Annotated in this window: 17 protein-coding genes; 9 read left to right on the forward strand and 8 right to left on the reverse strand. The window is 59.3% G+C overall.

Annotated features, from left to right (window positions below):
- Positions 1-73: 73 nt before the first annotated feature.
- On the forward strand, positions 74-1,351 hold the full coding sequence (locus tag QRN36_RS23250) for an acetyl-CoA C-acetyltransferase (protein ID WP_285426210.1): 1,278 nt from the start codon (positions 74-76) through the stop codon (positions 1,349-1,351).
- A 529-nt stretch (positions 1,352-1,880) separates the two neighbouring features.
- On the opposite strand, the gene QRN36_RS23255 is transcribed toward QRN36_RS23250, so the two are convergent.
- The gene (locus QRN36_RS23255) at positions 1,881-2,498 is read right to left on the reverse strand and encodes a hypothetical protein (RefSeq protein ID WP_285426211.1); all 618 of its coding nucleotides are present in this window, start codon (positions 2,496-2,498) and stop codon (positions 1,881-1,883) included.
- A gap of 368 nt (positions 2,499-2,866) precedes the next feature.
- Here QRN36_RS23255 and QRN36_RS23260 point away from each other — a divergent pair, with 368 nt between their 5' ends.
- Positions 2,867-3,673, forward strand: coding sequence for a helix-turn-helix domain-containing protein (locus QRN36_RS23260; protein WP_285426212.1), 807 nt, complete (start codon positions 2,867-2,869; stop codon positions 3,671-3,673).
- A 238-nt stretch (positions 3,674-3,911) separates the two neighbouring features.
- A complete protein-coding gene (locus QRN36_RS23265) occupies positions 3,912-4,805 on the forward strand; it encodes a PA4780 family RIO1-like protein kinase (RefSeq protein WP_285426213.1) in 894 nt (297 codons plus the stop codon).
- A 218-nt stretch (positions 4,806-5,023) separates the two neighbouring features.
- Here the strand turns inward: QRN36_RS23265 and cueR are convergent, their stop codons facing one another.
- The 3 genes from cueR to QRN36_RS23280 form a co-directional block, all read right to left on the reverse strand.
- Positions 5,024-5,431, reverse strand: a complete 408-nt coding sequence (cueR, locus tag QRN36_RS23270) for a Cu(I)-responsive transcriptional regulator (RefSeq protein WP_285426214.1) — start codon at positions 5,429-5,431, stop codon at positions 5,024-5,026.
- Positions 5,428-7,638 carry a cation-translocating P-type ATPase gene (locus tag QRN36_RS23275; protein WP_285426215.1) on the reverse strand — a complete coding sequence of 737 codons (2,211 nt, stop codon included), beginning with the start codon at positions 7,636-7,638 and terminating at the stop codon, positions 5,428-5,430. Before QRN36_RS23275 ends, cueR begins: the two co-directional genes overlap by 4 nt.
- Positions 7,639-7,748: 110 nt before the next feature.
- Positions 7,749-8,129 carry a hypothetical protein gene (locus QRN36_RS23280; protein WP_093464765.1) on the reverse strand — a complete coding sequence of 127 codons (381 nt, stop codon included), beginning with the start codon at positions 8,127-8,129 and terminating at the stop codon, positions 7,749-7,751.
- 153 nt (positions 8,130-8,282) lie between these two features.
- On the opposite strand from QRN36_RS23280, the gene QRN36_RS23285 reads away from it, so the two are divergent.
- Positions 8,283-8,492: a heavy-metal-associated domain-containing protein gene (locus QRN36_RS23285; RefSeq protein WP_285426216.1), complete on the forward strand. Its 210-nt coding sequence runs from the start codon at positions 8,283-8,285 to the stop codon at positions 8,490-8,492.
- Positions 8,493-8,867: 375 nt separating this feature from the next.
- Here the strand turns inward: QRN36_RS23285 and QRN36_RS23290 are convergent, their stop codons facing one another.
- Positions 8,868-10,727, reverse strand: coding sequence for a DUF4105 domain-containing protein (locus QRN36_RS23290; protein WP_285426217.1), 1,860 nt, complete (start codon positions 10,725-10,727; stop codon positions 8,868-8,870).
- Between the two features lie 74 nt (positions 10,728-10,801).
- Positions 10,802-11,290: a DUF3015 domain-containing protein gene (locus QRN36_RS23295; RefSeq protein WP_093464757.1), complete on the reverse strand. Its 489-nt coding sequence runs from the start codon at positions 11,288-11,290 to the stop codon at positions 10,802-10,804.
- Positions 11,291-11,564: 274 nt separating this feature from the next.
- Here QRN36_RS23295 and QRN36_RS23300 point away from each other — a divergent pair, with 274 nt between their 5' ends.
- The 4 genes from QRN36_RS23300 (at position 11,565) to QRN36_RS23315 (ending at position 15,923) form a co-directional block, all read left to right on the forward strand.
- Positions 11,565-13,997: a Lon protease family protein gene (locus tag QRN36_RS23300; RefSeq protein ID WP_285426218.1), complete on the forward strand. Its 2,433-nt coding sequence runs from the start codon at positions 11,565-11,567 to the stop codon at positions 13,995-13,997.
- Positions 13,998-14,181: 184 nt separating this feature from the next.
- Positions 14,182-14,514: a hypothetical protein gene (locus QRN36_RS23305; RefSeq protein ID WP_093464750.1), complete on the forward strand. Its 333-nt coding sequence runs from the start codon at positions 14,182-14,184 to the stop codon at positions 14,512-14,514.
- 170 nt (positions 14,515-14,684) lie between these two features.
- Positions 14,685-15,173, forward strand: coding sequence for a TIGR00645 family protein (locus QRN36_RS23310; RefSeq protein WP_093464747.1), 489 nt, complete (start codon positions 14,685-14,687; stop codon positions 15,171-15,173).
- A gap of 132 nt (positions 15,174-15,305) precedes the next feature.
- Positions 15,306-15,923, forward strand: coding sequence for an FKBP-type peptidyl-prolyl cis-trans isomerase (locus QRN36_RS23315; protein ID WP_093464743.1), 618 nt, complete (start codon positions 15,306-15,308; stop codon positions 15,921-15,923).
- Between the two features lie 96 nt (positions 15,924-16,019).
- Here QRN36_RS23315 and QRN36_RS23320 read toward each other — a convergent pair whose 3' ends face one another.
- Both QRN36_RS23320 and QRN36_RS23325 read right to left on the reverse strand, forming a co-directional pair.
- Positions 16,020-16,262, reverse strand: coding sequence for a hypothetical protein (locus QRN36_RS23320; protein ID WP_093464740.1), 243 nt, complete (start codon positions 16,260-16,262; stop codon positions 16,020-16,022).
- A 198-nt stretch (positions 16,263-16,460) separates the two neighbouring features.
- Positions 16,461-17,429, reverse strand: a complete 969-nt coding sequence (locus tag QRN36_RS23325; protein ID WP_093464737.1) for a polyprenyl synthetase family protein — start codon at positions 17,427-17,429, stop codon at positions 16,461-16,463.
- Between the two features lie 241 nt (positions 17,430-17,670).
- Between QRN36_RS23325 and rplU the strand changes: the two genes are divergently transcribed.
- Positions 17,671-17,985 (forward strand): 50S ribosomal protein L21, encoded by a 315-nt coding sequence (rplU, locus tag QRN36_RS23330; protein ID WP_093464734.1) that lies wholly within the window; start codon positions 17,671-17,673, stop codon positions 17,983-17,985.
- Positions 17,986-18,011 lie beyond the last annotated feature (26 nt).

An 18,011-nucleotide genomic window follows, 5' to 3' on the forward strand; every position in this document is an offset into this window, starting at 1 on the left:
AGCGTCTGGCCCGATACGGCCGTGTTTGCGTCACCGATGCCTGCAATATCCAGAAAAGAAAAAGGAGATTTCAATGAGTCAGACACGTCGCGTGGCCATCGTCGGGGGCAATCGCATCCCGTTCGCCCGTTCCAATGGCGCGTACGCCACCGCCAGTAATCAGGACATGCTGACCGCCGCGCTGGAGGGCCTGATCGAACGCTTCAACCTGCACGGCTCGCGCATCGGGGAGGTGGTGGCGGGCGCAGTGCTCAAGCATTCCCGCGATTTCAACCTGACCCGCGAATGCGTGCTCGGCTCACGCCTGTCCCCGCAAACGCCGGCCTATGACCTTCAGCAGGCCTGCGGCACGGGCCTGGAAGCAGCGCTGTTGGTGGCCAACAAGATTGCCCTCGGCCAGATCGAGTGCGGCATCGCCGGTGGCGTTGATACGACCTCAGATGCGCCGATTGGCGTGAATGAAGACCTTCGGCAAATACTGCTGCAGGTCAACCGCAGCAAGACCACGGCAGACAAGCTCAAGGCGCTGAGCCAGTTGCGCCTGCATAACCTCAAGCCCGAACTCCCACGCAACGGCGAACCGCGCACCGGTTTGTCCATGGGCCAGCACTGCGAGCTGATGGCTCAGACCTGGCACATTCCGCGGGATGCACAGGATCAACTGGCGCTGGAGAGCCATCAGAAAATGGCCGCCGCTTACGCGGAAGGCTGGCAGGACGATCTGCTCACGCCCTTTCGCGGCCTGACACGGGATAACAACCTGCGCACCGACGCCTCGCTGGACAAGCTTGCCTCCCTCAAGCCTGCCTACGAGCGCAGCGCGAAAGGCACGTTGACGGCCGGCAACTCGACGCCTCTGACCGATGGCGCCTCGCTCGTCCTGTTGGCAAGCGAAGACTGGGCGCGCGAACGCGGCTTGCCTGTTCTGGCTTATTGGCGGGACGGCGAAGCGGCGGCAGTGGATTTCGTGCGCGGCGAAGAGGGCTTGCTGATGGCGCCGGTCTACGCCGTTCCGCGCTTGCTGGCGCGCAACGGCCTGACGCTGCAGGATTTCGATTATTACGAAATCCACGAGGCCTTCGCCGCTCAAGTACTGTGCACCTTGAAGGCCTGGGAAGACCCGGAGTACTGCAAGACCCGGCTAGGCCTCGACGCGCCGTTGGGGTCGATTGATCGCAGCAAACTGAACGTGAAAGGCAGCTCGCTTGCCGCCGGCCACCCCTTCGCCGCCACCGGCGGCCGCATCGTCGCCAACCTCGCCAAGTTACTGAGCGTGGCAGGGCAGGGACGCGGGCTGATTTCGATCTGTGCGGCGGGCGGGCAGGGGGTGACGGCGATACTTGAGCGTTGAATTCAGAACGTTAGGTGTTTCTGAGATCAGGGTGCGAATTCATACAGAGGGGGCGGTTCGCTCGCAAAAGGATCGGTGGCTGATCTCATGGTCGCGAGCGCACCGTTTGATTGTCCACCGATATGAATTTTGCTGCTTCTCTCTGACGGATCGGTGCGCCCTCCCGGGCTTTGTAGCTGGCAGGGTGTGGGCACAGAACATTTAGGAAGTCCAAACGCTGGGAAATCTAGATAAATTCGAAATTGTCGGTGTATTCATAAGCACGTAAATACGTGCTGCCCTTCATTACGTGCCGAAGTTTGGTGGGAGCAGTAACCGTCGTCCGCGACCTTTACACAGCTGATGACTTTGCCATTGTTCAGAATCTCTAGAATCGGCCGCTGGCTCACTCAATAATCCATCGACGTCAAGCCGCGGAATCATCAAGTCTGCATCATCAACATGGACTTCTAGCGGCGACATGAGATGTTCCTCACGACACAACGCCCGCTAGCGCTTTATATACAAGCGTCACAATTGCTACCCGCCTTTAGATGGAGTCAACCGTCATCAAGCATTTGTGGATGTGCATCGCCAGACCAGTTCTAGGGATTAGGGTAGCCGATACGATATTTGGATGGGTGAACGTAATGGTTGTCCAGCCGCGACTGCCTTGAATAATTTGTTCATCAACTGCTTCAATTCCCTCTTCAGTTTTATAGCGACATTGCCAAGTGTGTCCGAGAGTCCCTTCATCACTATAGGCTATCGTTATGGACTGGGTAGTATTCTTCATCGTCAATACCGAATCTAGCGTGACACTTAGGCTCCGCGGAGGGGTCTCACCCGCTGGATACTTAGGCACAAGTTCGAGGAACTGATTGTCACTTATTCCTGTAAATATAATGTATTTTGTATCCAGGCCCGATGGGTAGGGCCCATTAGCGTAAATCTCAAAATCTTGTACCACATCCTTATGGACAGTGCGCGAGATCGTCCAAGGTGTCGAATGCTCGGTGCCAGTACTCGCCAAAATTTTGTGGCTTCCACTGTCGGCGAGAATGAGTTTAAAAGTGAAATTTCCTTCGGAATCAGTGTTTGTGTATCCCGCTTCCTTTTCGTTATCGATAATCTGTACGGGCACGCTGCTTCGGCTGCTATGAGTCATTTTTAAGTCCTTTTGTTGTCAGGTTGCCGTTGTCTGATAAGTGTAGGCCAGCGGGTGCATCGCGACAGTTGCTGCTGATATTGTTTGGCGATAACCGGTCCGGTCCGCTATCGCGATTCCGTTGCACCCATTTAGATTTTTTGAATGCTTGACGATAGAGTCGGCCAGCCGCGTTGAACCTGTTATCACCCTACGCGCCCTCTGCCGTTACTGAAGTCGCTACTCATCTTCAAACGCCTTGATTGAGTTGCCGGTCTGAGTAGCGTCAATCATCGATCCGCTCCTCTTGGCCGATGCACTTAACCGCACGGCTGGCAAACGTTTCAAGCAGCGACATAAACTGTCACCTCACGACACAAGGCCCGCTCATGTCGCATAACCCACACCGCCCATTACGCCACGCAGACACCCAGCGTTTGATTCCTGAGCTGGCTGATCTGCCGCGCCCGCTTTACGCCAGGGCCGAAAGCCTGAGCGCTGGTTCGTGGACGCCGACTCATCGTCATGAATGGGTGCAGTTTTCCTACGCCATCAGTGGCGTCTTGGGTGTACATACCGAACAAGGCAGCTTTTTCGCGCCGCCGCAATGGGGAGTGTGGATTCCGGCCGGACTGGATCATGAGGTGGTGACGTCGACGCGTGCCGAGATGCGTAGCCTGTACGTGCGCAAGCAGGACTGCCTTTGGGCGAAGTCGCGCTGTCGAGTGTTGGAAGTCACGCCCCTTGCACGGGAATTGATCAAGGCGTTCTGCCAATTGCCGGCTGATTATCCTGAGGCTGGCAGCAGTGAGTCTCGGCTTGTTCGAGTATTGCTCGACCAGCTTGCTGTTCTACCCGAGGTAGGGTTTTCGCTGCCGTTGCCTCGTCACTCGCATTTGTTGAAGCTGTGTGACGAATTGATCAAGACACCCGATCTATCGTCCTCGCTCTCCAGCTGGGCGGTACGGTTAAACATGTCGGAAAAAACCGTGACGCGATTGTTTCAACGTGAAACCGGACTTAGCTTTCGCAGTTGGCGCCAGAGAGCTCGGCTTTTGTCGTCGCTCAATCCGTTGCAGGCGGGTGAGAGTGTGACAAACACGGCGCTGATGTGCGGATATGATTCAACCTCTGCTTTCATTGCCGCTTTCAAGGGCTTTTTTGGTACGACACCAGGGGAGCTCTTCAGCATCTGAACCATACAGTGCCCGTGTGGCCGAAAAACTACCGCTGTCTGTCGATCGTCGAAATTTGGCGTTTCAATTCGGCCGATATCGATCTGCGGGCATGAAAGCTGCTTGCCAAGGAGTAGGTCATGTCTTGGGACCAACCGAACGGATTCAATCGGCCTGACCCCCTACTCGCTGGCAAAGGATTGCCGTATAACGAGCAGCAATCGCGTGTTTGGCAACGAAGGACCCAGAATAAAAGCTGATGAAGACTCCAAAACGCATTGAACCCCTGATCGAGGACGGTCTGGTAGACGAGGTGCTGCGCCCACTGATGAGTGGCAAAGAGGCAGCTGTTTATGTGGTGCGCTGTGGCAAAGAGCTGCGCTGCGCGAAGGTTTACAAGGAGGCGAACAAACGTAGTTTCCGTCAGGCTGCGGAGTATCAGGAGGGCCGTAAGGTCCGCAACAGCCGTGATGCTCGAGCCATGGCCAAAGGGTCGAAATTCGGCCGCAAGGAGGCCGAGGACGCGTGGCAAAATGCCGAAGTGGCCGCGCTGTTCAGGCTCGCCAACGCCGGTGTGAGAGTCCCCAAACCGTACGACTTCCTTGAGGGCGTGCTGCTCATGGAAATGGTCAGTGACGAGTATGGCGATGCGGCGCCGCGTCTGAACGACGTGACCCTCGAGCCCGATCAAGCGCGCGAGTATCACGCCTTTCTGATTCAGCAGATCGTCCTCATGCTGTGTACCGGACTGGTGCACGGTGACCTTTCCGAGTTCAACGTGCTGCTTTCTCCGGACGGCCCGGTGATCATAGATCTGCCTCAGGCGGTCGACGCCGCAGGCAACAACCACGCCTTCAGCATGCTGGAGCGCGACGTCGGCAACATGGCTTCGTACTTCGGTCGCTTTGCGCCTGAATTGAAGCAAACCCGTTTCGCTCGGGAAATGTGGTCCTATTACGAGGCAGGCACGCTGTCCCCGGCCACGGTGTTGACCGGTGTGTTCGCAGATCCCGATGACGTCGCCGACGTCAACAGCGTGCTGCGCGAGATCGAAGCGGCACAACGTGACGAAGCGCGCCGCCAGGCCGCCCGCAATGCCGATGACGCCCCGGCCGATAAAGCCGAAGAACCGCCTCCGCCGTGGATGCAGTAAACCGAAAACGCCAAGTCATCACTGCTTGGCGTTTTTTCATATCAAGACCTTAATCCAGTTTGGAACGACGGTTATATAGCCCTCACCGCCTGGAGTCGATGTCAGTTTTGCTCCCTGAGTTAAAGGGATAGACCAGCATGAGCGTTATTGCGCCCGCGCTTCATATTGATTGGCGATAGTGGTTATCGCGAAGTGTTTTAACGCTCGGTATATTCCGCTCACTTTGGAGCGCAACACCCACCCGACTCCAGATCCTTCAATATTGGGCAGTCCGGTCGGTCATTGCCCTGACAATGCTCCACAAGGTCCTGCAGCGTGTCCCGCAGTCCCGCGAGCTCTTCGATCTTCTGGTTCAACTCGACGATATGTTTGTGCGCCAATGCTTTAACGTCGGCGCTCGCTCGGCCACGGTCTTGCCACAGGGTGAGCAGCTTGCCGACCTCTTCCAGAGAAAACCCGAGATCGCGCGAGCGTTTGAAGAAGGCCAGGGTGTGCAGGTCGTTGGCGCCATACAGGCGATAGCCGCTGTCGGTGCGGGTGGCGGCCTGCAAAAGGCCGATGGATTCGTAGTAGCGAATCATCTTGGTGCTCAGGCCGCTGTGCTTTGCTGCTTGGCCGATGTTCATGGCGCGTCTCCCTGATCGGACGTGTGCCCGGTCATTTTCCAGGTTTTGAGCAGCAAGGCATTGCTGACGACGCTGACGCTGGACAGGGCCATTGCGGCGCCCGCCAGCACCGGGTTGAGCAGACCGAACGCCGCGAGCGGGATGCCGATGAGGTTGTAGACGAATGCCCAGAACAGGTTCTGACGGATCTTCGCGTAGGTCCTGCGGCTGATGTCCAGCGCCGCCGGAATCAGCCTTGGATCGCCGCGCATCAAGGTGATACCCGATGCGTGCATGGCAACGTCGGTGCCGCCGCCCATGGCGATGCCGATGTCCGCCGCAGCCAGGGCCGGTGCGTCATTGATGCCGTCGCCGACCATGGCCACCACGCCGGTTTTTCTCAGTGCGACGACGGCCGCAGCTTTATCGGCGGGCAGGACTTCTGCGTGGACGTCGGTGATCCCCAGTGCTTGTGCAACGACGTTCGCGCTGCCGCGATTATCACCCGTCAGCAGATGACTGCTGATGTTGCGACTGGTCAGTTGTTCGATGGCCTGAGCGGCGCCAGGCTTCAGGGTATCCCCGAACGCGAACAGGCCCAGCACCCGGCGCGCGGGTTTCAGTTCGATCAGCCACGATAACGTGCGGCCTTCGGCTTCCCACTGTTGTGCGGCGTCTGCAAGCGCGCCCATGCCGAGGTCGCTTTCTTCCAGCAGGCGCCTGTTACCCAGTGCTAGATCGCGGCCATCCAGCGTGCCTGCGATGCCTCGTCCGGCCAGCGAGCGGCTGTTCTCGACTTGCTCAGGCTTGAGCCCACGCGCACTGCACGCATCCAGCACAGCGTTGGCGAGTGGGTGCTCGCTGCCGCGCTGCAATGCGCCCGCCTGTTGCAACAGCATGTCGTCGTTCCCGTCGACAGCCGTCATGTGGGCGATGCGCGGCGTGCCGGAAGTGAGTGTGCCGGTCTTGTCGAAGACCACCGCGGTGACGCTGTGAGCGCGCTCCAGGGCCTCGGCGTCCTTGATCAGAATCCCGTAGCGTGCCGCGACGCCGGTGCCAGCCATGATGGCGGTCGGCGTGGCCAGGCCCAGTGCGCAAGGGCAGGCGATGACCAACACCGCGACGGCGTTGATCAGCGCAGCTTCCAGCGAAGCGCCTGCCAGCAACCAGCCGATCAATGTGATTGCGGCGATCAGCAACACGACCGGTACGAACACCTGACTGACTTTGTCCACAAGCTTCTGGATGGGCGCTTTGGCGGACTGTGCGTCTTCGACCAACCGAATGATGCGCGCCAGCGCTGTTTCTGCGCCCAGAGCGCGAGTTTGCACCAGCAGCCGACCTTCGCCATTGATCGCGCCGCCGGTGACTTTGTCGCCGGGCTGCTTGGCAATGGGCAGGCTTTCGCCGCTGATCAGCGCTTCGTCAGCGTGGCTTTGACCTTCGATGACCTCGCCGTCCACCGGAAATCGCTCGCCGGGTTTGACCAGCACCTGATCGCCGACCTTCAACGCGCTGATCGCCACTTCACGCTCCTGGCCGTCGATGACTTGAATCGCCCGCTCAGGCCGCAGAGCCTCCAGCGCTCGAATTGCACTGGCGGTCTGGCGTTTGGCGCTGCTTTCCAGGTATTTGCCGAGCAGTACCAGCGCGATGACCACCGCCGACGCTTCGAAGTACAGATGCGGCATGCTGCCGGGCGTCGCGGCCCACCATTGATAAAGGCTCAAGCCGTAACCGGCGCTGGTGCCCAGTGCAACGAGCAGGTCCATGTTGCCGGCGGCCGCCCGAACGGCCTTGTAAGCCGCGACGTAGAAACGCGCGCCGAGAAAAAACTGCACGGGTGTTGCCAGTAGAAACTGAATCCACGGCGGCAGCATCCAGTGCACGCCAAGAGATTGCACCAGCATCGGCAGCACCAGCGGGAGCGCCAGCGCAATGGCCAGCAAAAGATGCCAGCGCTCATTGTCGTGACGTATTTGCTGTTCAACAGCCTGAGTTGCAGGATCCTGCGCCAGGCTGGCGCCGTAGCCCGCCTTGTCGACGGCGGCAATGAGGCTGGCAGGGTCGACCTGCTCGAGCACTTCGACGTGAGCGCGTTCGTTGGCCAGGTTGACGGTGGCGCTCTGCACGCCGGGGACTTTGCGCAACGCGCGTTCGACACGACCCGCGCAACTGGCGCAGGTCATGCCGGTGATCGGCAGATCGAAGGTGACGGGACTGGACATGGAGATCACTCCTTGAGGCTGTTGCCACAAGGATCAACCTTGCCACGTTGGTAAGGTCAAGTCCCGATTTTTCACAGAGCTGGCGGCAGGGCGGCGTGTGCCCCAAGCCCTCAATAATTCAGATCGGCCTTCTTGAGATACATGCCCTGTGGCCCGGACGCGATGCGGTATTTGAGGACGTCGCCGGCATTGATATGCAGGCGCGTATTGTTCTGCGCCTCGATGCCTGGCGAACAGCCGGGCATCTGGCCGGGCAGTACGCGCAGGCGAACGGACAGGTCGCCCGCCGGCAGGTTGAATGAGCGGGATTCTTCCTGGAACAGGCGACCGACCAGTTGGTCTTGCATGTAGATGCCGATCTCGCAGGACGTTGCGACTTCCAGCCGCTCACGGGAAATGATGAGCACGCCGTAGTCCTGATCGGCCTGAGCCCAGGAAGCGGAAGCCAGCAGGCCGATGAAACCTGCGATGCGGAAGGCTGACCAGCGCATGGCCGATTCTCCTGATATTCGTGGATGAAACACTTTGGCTCAGGGCATCGCGGAATACCAGCCCGGCAGATTGACCAGAAACTTGACCTTCCTATGATGGGAAGGTCGAAGATGCCGTCATTCACTGTTTTTCACTGGAATGAGGAGTCACCCATGCAGGTATTCAACGTTCAAGGCATGACCTGCGCGCATTGCGTGCGTGCCGTTACCGATGCCATTCAGGGTCAAGACCCGTCGGCGCAGGTGCAGATCGATCTGGCGAAGGGAGAAGTGAAGGTGCAAAGCCAGCTGGCGGCGGAGCAGGTGGTCGGACTGATCGAGGAGGAAGGCTATAGCGCGATGCATACTCAGCAGGAGCTTTGACTTGGCACGCACTCAGGGTGGCCGGGTTTGGCCTCTTCCCGGCTGAAGCCGGTCCTACTAAGGGTCGGCTACAACCTCGCGTACACCTGCGAAACCGGCTTGGGCTTTCCCGGCTAAAGCCGGTCCTACTGGGGGCGGCTAAAACACCGCGTACACTGCGTGGCCAGTTTGGCCTCTTCCCGGCTGAAGCCGGTCCTACCAAGGGTCGGCTACAACCTCGCGTACACCTGCGAAACCGGCTTGGGCTCTTCCCGGCTAAAGCCGGTCCTACTAGGATCGGCTGAAACCGACCCTACTGAACGCCGCTTACATTCGTAGGACCGGCTTCAGCCGGGAAGGCGTCGGTCGTTGCGCTGAAAATCAGAAACCTGCCACTCAATAGTGATACCACTTCAATTCCAGCATGACCTCGTTCACCGGCGAGCTCAATTGACTGAATTCGCGTTGCGCACTCAGGCGCAGCCCAAGGTTACGGGACAGTTCCCACTGCTGATTCAGACTGATCGTGCGTCGCACTTCGCCGTTGGTGAAATAGTCGCCCTTGGTCTCCAGGCTCAGGTTGCCCAGCCCGTTGCGCCACAGAACGCCGGTGTCGAAACCGGCGGCGGGTGAGACCAGCGCGTCGAAGTCATTGTTGTGCTCGATCCGCACGGTGCCCAGCGCGAAGCCCAGCACGTCGTCACCCAGTTTCCAGGTTCCGCCAGCACCGCCGTTGACATGGCTTACCAGATTCTCGTCGCCGTGCTTGCCCAGCACGCGCTCCAGGCCGCCCGCGACCTGCCATGACCACGGCTGCAACAAGTCATTGCGCGGTGTGAGCGAGCGAATCGTCGCCAGGTCCAGTTGCTGCACCTGCCAGCGGCTGTCCTCGTACTGACGCAACTTCAGTTGGAGGATCTCGATCTGAGCGCCCAACGGAAATCCGTAAGCGTTGTCGTTCAAGTCGTGATAGGCCATGCGCAGGCCGTACTCGGCGAAAGCCTCGTTGTCACGCGTGCCTGCGCCCAGTTGCCAGGTTCGCGATTCGTGACCGTCCTCAGGCAATCCGGGGCGCTCGATTTCCAGCGCCGGGGGCGGGTTGGTGCTGATGGCCCGCAACAAGTCATAACTGCGCTGCGCTCGCGCCGAATCCCGCTCCTGGCCGTTGGCGCGGTAGCGCTCCAGTCGATACGCCGCGTCCTGAATCAACGCGCGTCGGTCCTTGGGCAGGGCCAGATAATCAGCGCTCTGCATTTGTTGCTGGTCGGCGCTGACCTTGAGCACCCACTGTTGCTCGTCATGGTTCAAGGGCTCGGCACGGCTGAGCAGCTCGCGCTCCTTGGAGGGCCGATAGTCGATTTTTTCTACCAGCCCTGCGTCCTTGACGGCGCGAACGGTGTCGGTCGGAATCGCGGTCAGACGAAATTGCGGCGTCAGGTTCAGGCTCGGACGGGCCACCTGCAGCAACTCCAGCAGGCGATACGAACAGTTTTCGTCGAAGAAGAAATAGCCGAAGCGAATCTGTTTGAGTTCCCACACATGCTCGACCATGCGCCGGGTTTCTTCTGGCGTCAGGTTAAGGCGGTATTCCCACAGGTCGCGGTTTTCCAGACTGCGATACTCGGAGAGTTTTTCCTGATACGGGACCAGCGCGAACAGCCCGGGATAGCCGCCCATCAGGCCTTTCCAGGCGTACAGGATGCTGTTGTCCGAACCTTCGATGTAGGCGCCGAAGTTGATCGCATAACTGAGCAGCGCGGTTTTGTTGGCCTGCACGTCAGCCTGATCGATGCGCAACAGCGTATGGCCGAACATCGAAGACGGGCTGTTGAGATACGCAGCCGGAAAGATCAATACCGTGCTGTCCGGGGCCACGTCGGAGAACCATTTGTTGAACTCCTTGCAATCGACGGCGGGCAGATCGGCAAGCTTCAATTCGTCGCGCAGAAAACGCGTGCGCGAGGGGTAAACACATTGCGGATGCAGGTCTTCCTTGCCTGGCACCACGGGGCGATAAATCGCCTCCAGGGTCGCGGCCAGCTCGGCCTTCGGGTCGTGAGCACCGTTGGCAGCGAGGAAAAATTTCGGGTCATCAACGTAGCTTCGCCAGCCACCGAGCTTGCCGGCTTCGTAATGGCCGATGGAAATCCAGAATCTGGATTGGGCCAGTTGCTGCAAACGATCATTGTCGACATGAGGCGCGGCATACAGCGGGGCGCAGACACAGAGCGCCAGCCAGGCAAGGCGTTTGAGCATAGATTGGCAACTAATCAGAAGTGGGCAATGACAGTGAAATCCTGCCTTCCGGGAGGAAGGCAGGTGGCACGACTTTAGGCCTGGCTTGCGTATTTAGCCAGAGTCGGATCGTTCTTCAGTACGTCGAGGGTGTTGCTGTGGACATCTTCAGCGGTGGCGTCTGCCTTGTTGAAGATTTGCTGATAGTGCTCGTGGGTGACTGCGGCGAAATGCGCACGGTCTTCCGGTGCAACGCCCAGTACGACCGCGTAGGTCGTCAGTGCTTCGCCCTGGCCCATCGCCATGTCTTTGGAAAGCTCGTCCATCATGCCGTTCATGGCAAACCAGGATTTACCGCCATAAGTCAGCGCGCTGTTGGTGGAGCAGCCGTTGGTGCCCGAGGTCATGCCGAATGTGGCGTTACCCGAGGTGCCGTTGGTGGTGGAAGCGAGGAAGTGAGCCGGAGTGCCGCGTTGCCCTTCAAACAGCATGTTGCCCCAACCGCAGTCCGGACCGCCAGGCGCTTGAGCCATGGCGTTGATGGACACAGCGGCGAAGAGAGTACCAAGAAGAATCCGTTTCATAGCTTTAGTCTCTGTTGTTTCAACCAAGGGTCGGATCCTGGCAAGCGCCAGGGCGGGTCGGTTATTCGATTTGTACCGACCGCGCAGGTTGGAGTTTAGGCACGTTCTGAACGTTCCGTGGTTTATTGCAGATTGTTGCATGTAGTCCAGCGCCGTTGGGGAGAGTAGGCGGGTTCGTCAGGTAGAAAAACATTCCGCCGTCTCTTGCCTTGCCAGTCTGGTGCGGCGAGCGCCAGAATGCCCCCATCTGCCCCGCCTGATGTAAGGATGTCCGATGCCCGATCCTGTTGCTGCCAGCCTGCGACTCGCGCCCGAAGCGCTTACCCGTCCCTTTTCCGCTGAACAGTTCAGCTTCACGACAACCAACGATCTGGAACCCTTTCGCGGCGTGCTCGGCCAGGAACGAGCGGTCGAGGCGCTTCAGTTCGGGGTCGCCATGCCGCGCCCTGGCTACAACGTATTCGTCATGGGCGAGCCCGGCACGGGCCGCTTCTCCTTCGTCAAGCGCTACCTCAAAGCTGAAGGCAAGCGCATGCAGACCCCGTCGGACTGGGTCTACGTCAACAATTTCGATGAGCCGCGCGAGCCCCGCGCACTGGAACTCCCGCCGGGCAGCGCCAGTTCGTTCATCGCCGACATCAATGGTTTGATCGACAACTTGCTGTCGACTTTTCCTGCCGTGTTCGAGCATCCGTCCTACCAGCAAAAGAAAAGCTCGATCGATCGCGCCTTCAATCAGCGTTACGACCGCGCACTGGACGTCATCGAGCGTCTGGCGCTGGAAAAAGACATCGCCCTGTACCGCGACAGCAGCAACATCGCCTTCACCCCGATGCTGGATGGCAAAGCGCTGGATGAAGCCGAGTTTTCACAGCTCCCGGAAGCCGAGCGCGAGCGTTTCCACAGCGACATCTCGGCACTCGAAGAACGCCTGAATGAAGAGCTCGCCAGCCTTCCACAATGGAAGCGCGAGTCCAACAATCAGATGCGCCAGTTGAATGAAGAGACCATCATTCTGGCCTTGCAGCCGCTGCTGGCGCCGTTGTCCGAGCAGTACGCCGAGAACGCCGCGGTCTGCGCTTACCTGCAGGCCGTGCAGGTCAATCTGCTGAAAACCGTGGTCGAGCAACTGGTCGACGACAGCAAAGCCGACGCTCAGGCGCGCAAGCTGCTCGAAGAGCAATACTGCCCAAGCCTTGTCGTCGGTCATTCGGCGAGTGGTGGTGCGCCGGTGGTCTTCGAGCCGCACCCGACCTACGACAACCTGTTCGGCCGCATCGAATACAGCACCGATCAAGGCGCGCTCTACACCACTTACCGGCAGCTGCGCCCGGGCGCGTTCCATCGCGCGAATGGCGGTTTCCTCGTGCTCGAAGCCGAGAAGATGCTCAGCGAGCCCTTCGTCTGGGACGCTCTGAAACGCGCCCTGCAATCGCGCAAGCTGAAGATGGAGTCGCCGCTGGGCGAGCTGGGTCGCCTCGCCACCGTGACCCTGACCCCGCAGATGATTCCGCTGCAGGTCAAAGTCATCATCATCGGCGCGCGGTCGCTGTATTACACGCTGCAAGACCTGGATCCTGACTTCCAGGAGATGTTCCGCGTGCTGGTGGACTTCGATGAAGACATCCCGATGGTCGATGAGAGCCTGGAGCAGTTCGCCCAGTTGCTGAAAACCCGGACTTCGGAGGAGGGCATGGCGCCGCTGACTGCCGACGCTGTCGCTCGTCTGGCCACTTACAGTGCCCGGCTTGCCGAGCATCAGGGTCGATTGTCGGCGCGTATCGGTGACCTCTTTCAGCTTGTCAGCGAGGCGGATTTCATTCGCAGCCTGGCCAACGATGAGCGCACCGATGCAGGCCATATCGAGCGCGCGCTCAAAGCCAAGGCCACGCGTACCGGGCGGGTGTCGGCACGGATTCTCGACGACATGCTCGCCGGCATCATTCTGATCGACACCGATGGCGCTGCCGTCGGCAAGTGCAACGGCCTGACGGTGCTTGAGGTCGGCGACTCGGCGTTCGGTGTGCCGGCGCGGATTTCCGCGACGGTTTACCCGGGCGGCAGCGGGATTGTCGACATCGAGCGTGAGGTCAACCTCGGCCAGCCGATCCACTCCAAAGGCGTGATGATCCTCACCGGTTATCTGGGCAGCCGTTACGCGCAGGAATTCCCGCTGGCGATTTCCGCCAGCATCGCGCTGGAGCAATCCTATGGCTATGTTGACGGCGACAGCGCTTCTCTGGGCGAGGTCTGCACGCTGATTTCGGCATTGTCCAAGACCCCGCTGAAACAGTGTTTCGCGATCACCGGCTCGATCAACCAGTTTGGCGAAGTGCAGGCGGTGGGCGGGGTCAACGAAAAAATCGAAGGCTTCTTCCGACTCTGTGAGGCGCGGGGTCTGACCGGCGATCAGGGCGCGATCATCCCGCAGGCGAACGTCGCCACGTTGATGCTCGATGAGCGTGTGCTGCAGGCGGTTCGTGCCGGGCAGTTCCACGTCTACGCGGTGCGCCAGGTGGACGAGGCCTTGAGCCTGCTGGTGGGCGAGCCTGTGGGCGAAGCGGACGAAGACGGCCAGTTCCCGGAAAACTCGGTCAACGGCCGCGTGGTGGATCGACTGCGCGATATCGCCGAAATGCTCAGCGAAGAGGACCTCAAGGAGCTCGAAAAAGAGGCGCCACAGTTACAGCCAGAGCTGAAAAGTTGACTGTTTGACGTCAACTAACAGGGGCGCCTAGTGGCAAAATGACCATTCGGCGCCCTTTTTATTTTCACGCTTTTCTTACGGGGCATTTCTTCGATATTGTCGTGTTACAGCAGTTGTCAAAGGGACTGACGCGCTCTCTTCGCCGTTCAAGGGAGTGAATACTGCAATCAATGAGGAGCTCGCCATGCCGCGCAGCCTCTGTCTTACTCGCCAATGCCTGGGTCTGGTGACCCGAATCGAATGTGTCGTACGCCCGCTGTCTGGCGATAATGGTATGTGGACCTTGCTCTTCGCAGCGGGAATGTCAGGAGAGCAGCCTTCGGCGCTGAAGGCTCAGGGACCGTTTCATGGTCCTGTCGCTGCCGAGTCGGTGCTCGATGCGATTGCCGAAAGCCTTGCTCTTCATGGCTATCAGACGGCTGAGGAAATCCCGATCTGGAGCCTGCATCTGCAGGGCGAACTCCGACGAATCAACGGCGATGCCTCTCAGCAACAGCGCAGTACTCCCGTCAATTGAGGTGTGCCGGCAGCACGATGAATGCGCCGGTTATGGTCCTGCGCGTGCAGGGCACCACGGCGCTTTCGGCGAGCGTTATGTCGGCTAATTGTTTCGAGTGTTGTCAGGGCGGCTTGTAGCGCGCGGCGATCGCCCTATACTCGGCAGCTTTCAATCAACTGTGAGTTTCAATGGAACGCTTTATCGAAAATGCCATGTACGCCTCGCGCTGGCTGCTGGCCCCCATCTACTTCGGTTTGTCGCTGGGACTTCTGGCGCTGGCGCTGAAGTTCTTTCAGGAAATCTTCCACGTCATCCCCAACGTCTTCTCGCTGGCCGAGTCAGACCTGATTCTGGTGCTGCTGTCGCTGATCGACATGGCGCTGGTCGGGGGACTGCTGGTGATGGTGATGATTTCCGGCTACGAGAACTTCGTTTCTCAGCTGGATATCGACGAGGACAAGGAAAAACTCAACTGGCTGGGCAAGATGGATTCTTCTTCCCTGAAGATGAAAGTCGCCGCGTCTATCGTCGCTATCTCCTCCATCCACCTGTTGCGGGTGTTCATGGATGCCAAGAACATCGAGCCTCAGTACCTGATGTGGTACGTGATCATCCACATGACGTTTGTGGTCTCGGCGTTTGCAATGGGCTATCTGGATAAAGTCACCAAGCACTGACGGCCCGGCCTGTGCGCGGCGTGATGCCGTGCGCAGCGCGGGTTGACCATTACCGCTCCGGCCTCCTTGTGCTAGGCTGCTCGGCCTTTTGGTTCGGGGCACCTGCGGGTGCTCCATAAGCGGAGCAGTGTCATGTCCGAAGTCAATCTGTCCACCGACGAAACTCGCGTCAGCTACGGCATCGGCCGTCAGCTGGGTGACCAGCTGCGCGACAACCCGCCACCGGGTGTCAGCCTTGACGCCATTCTCGCGGGCCTGACCGATGCATTCGGTGGCAAGCCGAGCCGCGTCAGCCAGGAAGAAATGGCTGCAAGCTTCAAAGTCATTCGCGACATCATGCAAGCCGAAGCGGCTGCCAAGGCTGAAGCCGCCGCCGGCGCTGGCAAGGCTTACCTGGCCGACAACGCCAAGCGTGAAGGCGTGACCACCCTGGAATCCGGTCTGCAATTCGAAGTCATCACCCAAGGCGACGGCGCTCAGCCGACGCGCGAAAGCAACGTGCGCACCCACTACCACGGCATGCTGATCGATGGCACCGTCTTCGACAGCTCCTACGATCGTGGCGAGCCAGCTGAATTTCCGGTCGGTGGCGTGATCGCTGGCTGGACCGAAGCCCTGCAACTGATGAAGGCCGGCAGCAAGTGGCGCCTGTACGTTCCGAGCGAGCTGGCATACGGCGCGCAGGGCGTGGGCAGCATCCCTCCACACAGCGTTCTGGTATTCGACGTCGAGCTGCTGGACGTTCTGTAAGGCTGTACAGCTGAGCCGTACGGCTCAAGCGTCAGGCTGAATGGTTGCCGAGCAGGCTGCAGGGCTCGCTCGGCAATGTTGGCGCCGTCGTCATGATCAATGCAGTTCCAGCGTCGGGCGCAACGCCCGGGCGTAGCAGAACAGAAACAGATTGCGCACCATTTCCTTCTGAATGCCAGGTTCGCACGAACTCAGGCTGATCACATCCAGGTCACCCTGATCCCGCAATTCATCCAGCGCGTCCTCATGCAATACCGCACACACTTCACCCGTTTCGCGATGCAGGATTCGCAGGTAAGGGTGTGGACGATCCAGCCAGGCGTCTATCAAATAAGTCATGTTCGTTCTCCTTGAGGTTTCAATGAGAATAATTCTTATCTGAAGAATAGCAAGGATCTATTTGAGATTAATTCGCATCTTTGCGCCGGTGTTGATGTGGGTCAGCTGTTCGCTGCTGCGGCGTGCCGCAGGTCGATGATCCGTGCGGGTACAAAAAAGCCCGTCGCTTGGACGGGCTTCTTTAGGTGCCGAGCGGGATTAGTGAGTGCGGGCGACGGCGAACTCGCTCAGCTCGATCAGCGCATCGCGGTACTCGCTGGCTGGCAGGACATCCAGGCAGGCGATGGCGCGGGCGACATAATCACGAGCCAGTTGCGCGGTGTAATCCAGCGAGCCTGATTGCTCGACCGCTTCGCGAATGCTTTCCAGATCTTCCAGGCCGCCTTTCTGAATCGCCTTGCGTACCAGAGCCGCCTGCTCCGGCGTGCCTTCGCGCATGGTGTAGATCAGAGGCAGCGTCGGTTTGCCTTCTGCAAGGTCGTCGCCGATGTTCTTGCCCAGGGTCTCGGCGTCGCCACGGTAGTCGAGCAGATCGTCGACCAACTGGAATGCAACGCCCAGATGATCACCGAACGTGCGCAGCGCTTCGCTTTGTTCGGCGCTGGCGTTGGCCAGTGCAGCGGCGCTGTGAGTCGAGGCCTCGAACAGCATGGCTGTCTTGCCGCGAATCACTTCCATGTAGGTTTCTTCGGTGGTGCTGGCATCGCGCACCTTGGACAGCTGCAGGACTTCGCCTTCAGCGATGACGCGCGTTGCCTTGGACAGGATCTGCATCACGGGCATCGAACCCAGTTCGACCATCATTTCGAACGAGCGCGAGTAGAGGAAATCACCGACCAGCACGCTTGGCGCGTTGCCCCACATCGCATTGGCGGTCGAGCGGCCACGGCGCATCCCGGACATGTCGACGACGTCGTCGTGCAGCAGGGTCGCGGTGTGCAGGAATTCGATGGTTGCCGCCAGCAGGCGCAGATGGTCACCGCCGCTTCCCAGTGCCTTGCCGCACAGCAGAACGAGCAGCGGGCGCAGGCGCTTGCCGCCAGCGGAAGTGATGTAGTCGCCGATTTTCGAGACCAGCGGCACGCGCGACGTCAGCTGCTTCTTGATAATGTGGTCGACGGCTGTAAAGTCGTCCGCCACAGCGCGGTAGAAGGCTTGGGGTTGCATCAGCGAGGCGTGCTCCAGAAGGGTTGCGCGGCATGCTAGGTTGCAGGCCCCACCCTGTCAAGGCGTGACGTAACGCAGCTTGCAAGGCGTTCGCGGCTTGCGTACAATCGCGCACCCTAACTTTCCTGGGCAGCACCTGCCTTACGCAATTGCATGACGAGCCTTTCCAGCCCCATGCAGCCATGCCAGCCGATACTCTTCTTATAAAGAGCTGGGTGAGCAGGATTTTCGGAGATATACCATGTCGTACGCAGTAATCGTTACTGGTGGCAAGCAGTACAAAGTCGCCCCAGGTGAATACCTGAAAATTGAAAAACTGGAAGTCGCTACTGGCGAAACCGTTACCTTCGACCGCGTTCTGCTGGTTGCCAATGGTGACGACGTCAATATCGGCGCTCCAGTCGTTGCCGGTGCTACCGTTGTGGCTGAAGTGATCTCCCAGGGTCGTCACGATAAAGTCCGCATCATCAAGTTCCGTCGCCGTAAGCACCACATGAAGCGTATGGGCCACCGCCAGTGGTTCACCGAGATCAAAATCACCGGTATCCAGGCCTGATTTTTCAGCCTGATACCCTAATAGGA

It is taken from the genome of Pseudomonas sp. efr-133-TYG-103a (genome assembly GCF_030209235.1).
Lineage (GTDB): Bacteria > Pseudomonadota > Gammaproteobacteria > Pseudomonadales > Pseudomonadaceae > Aquipseudomonas.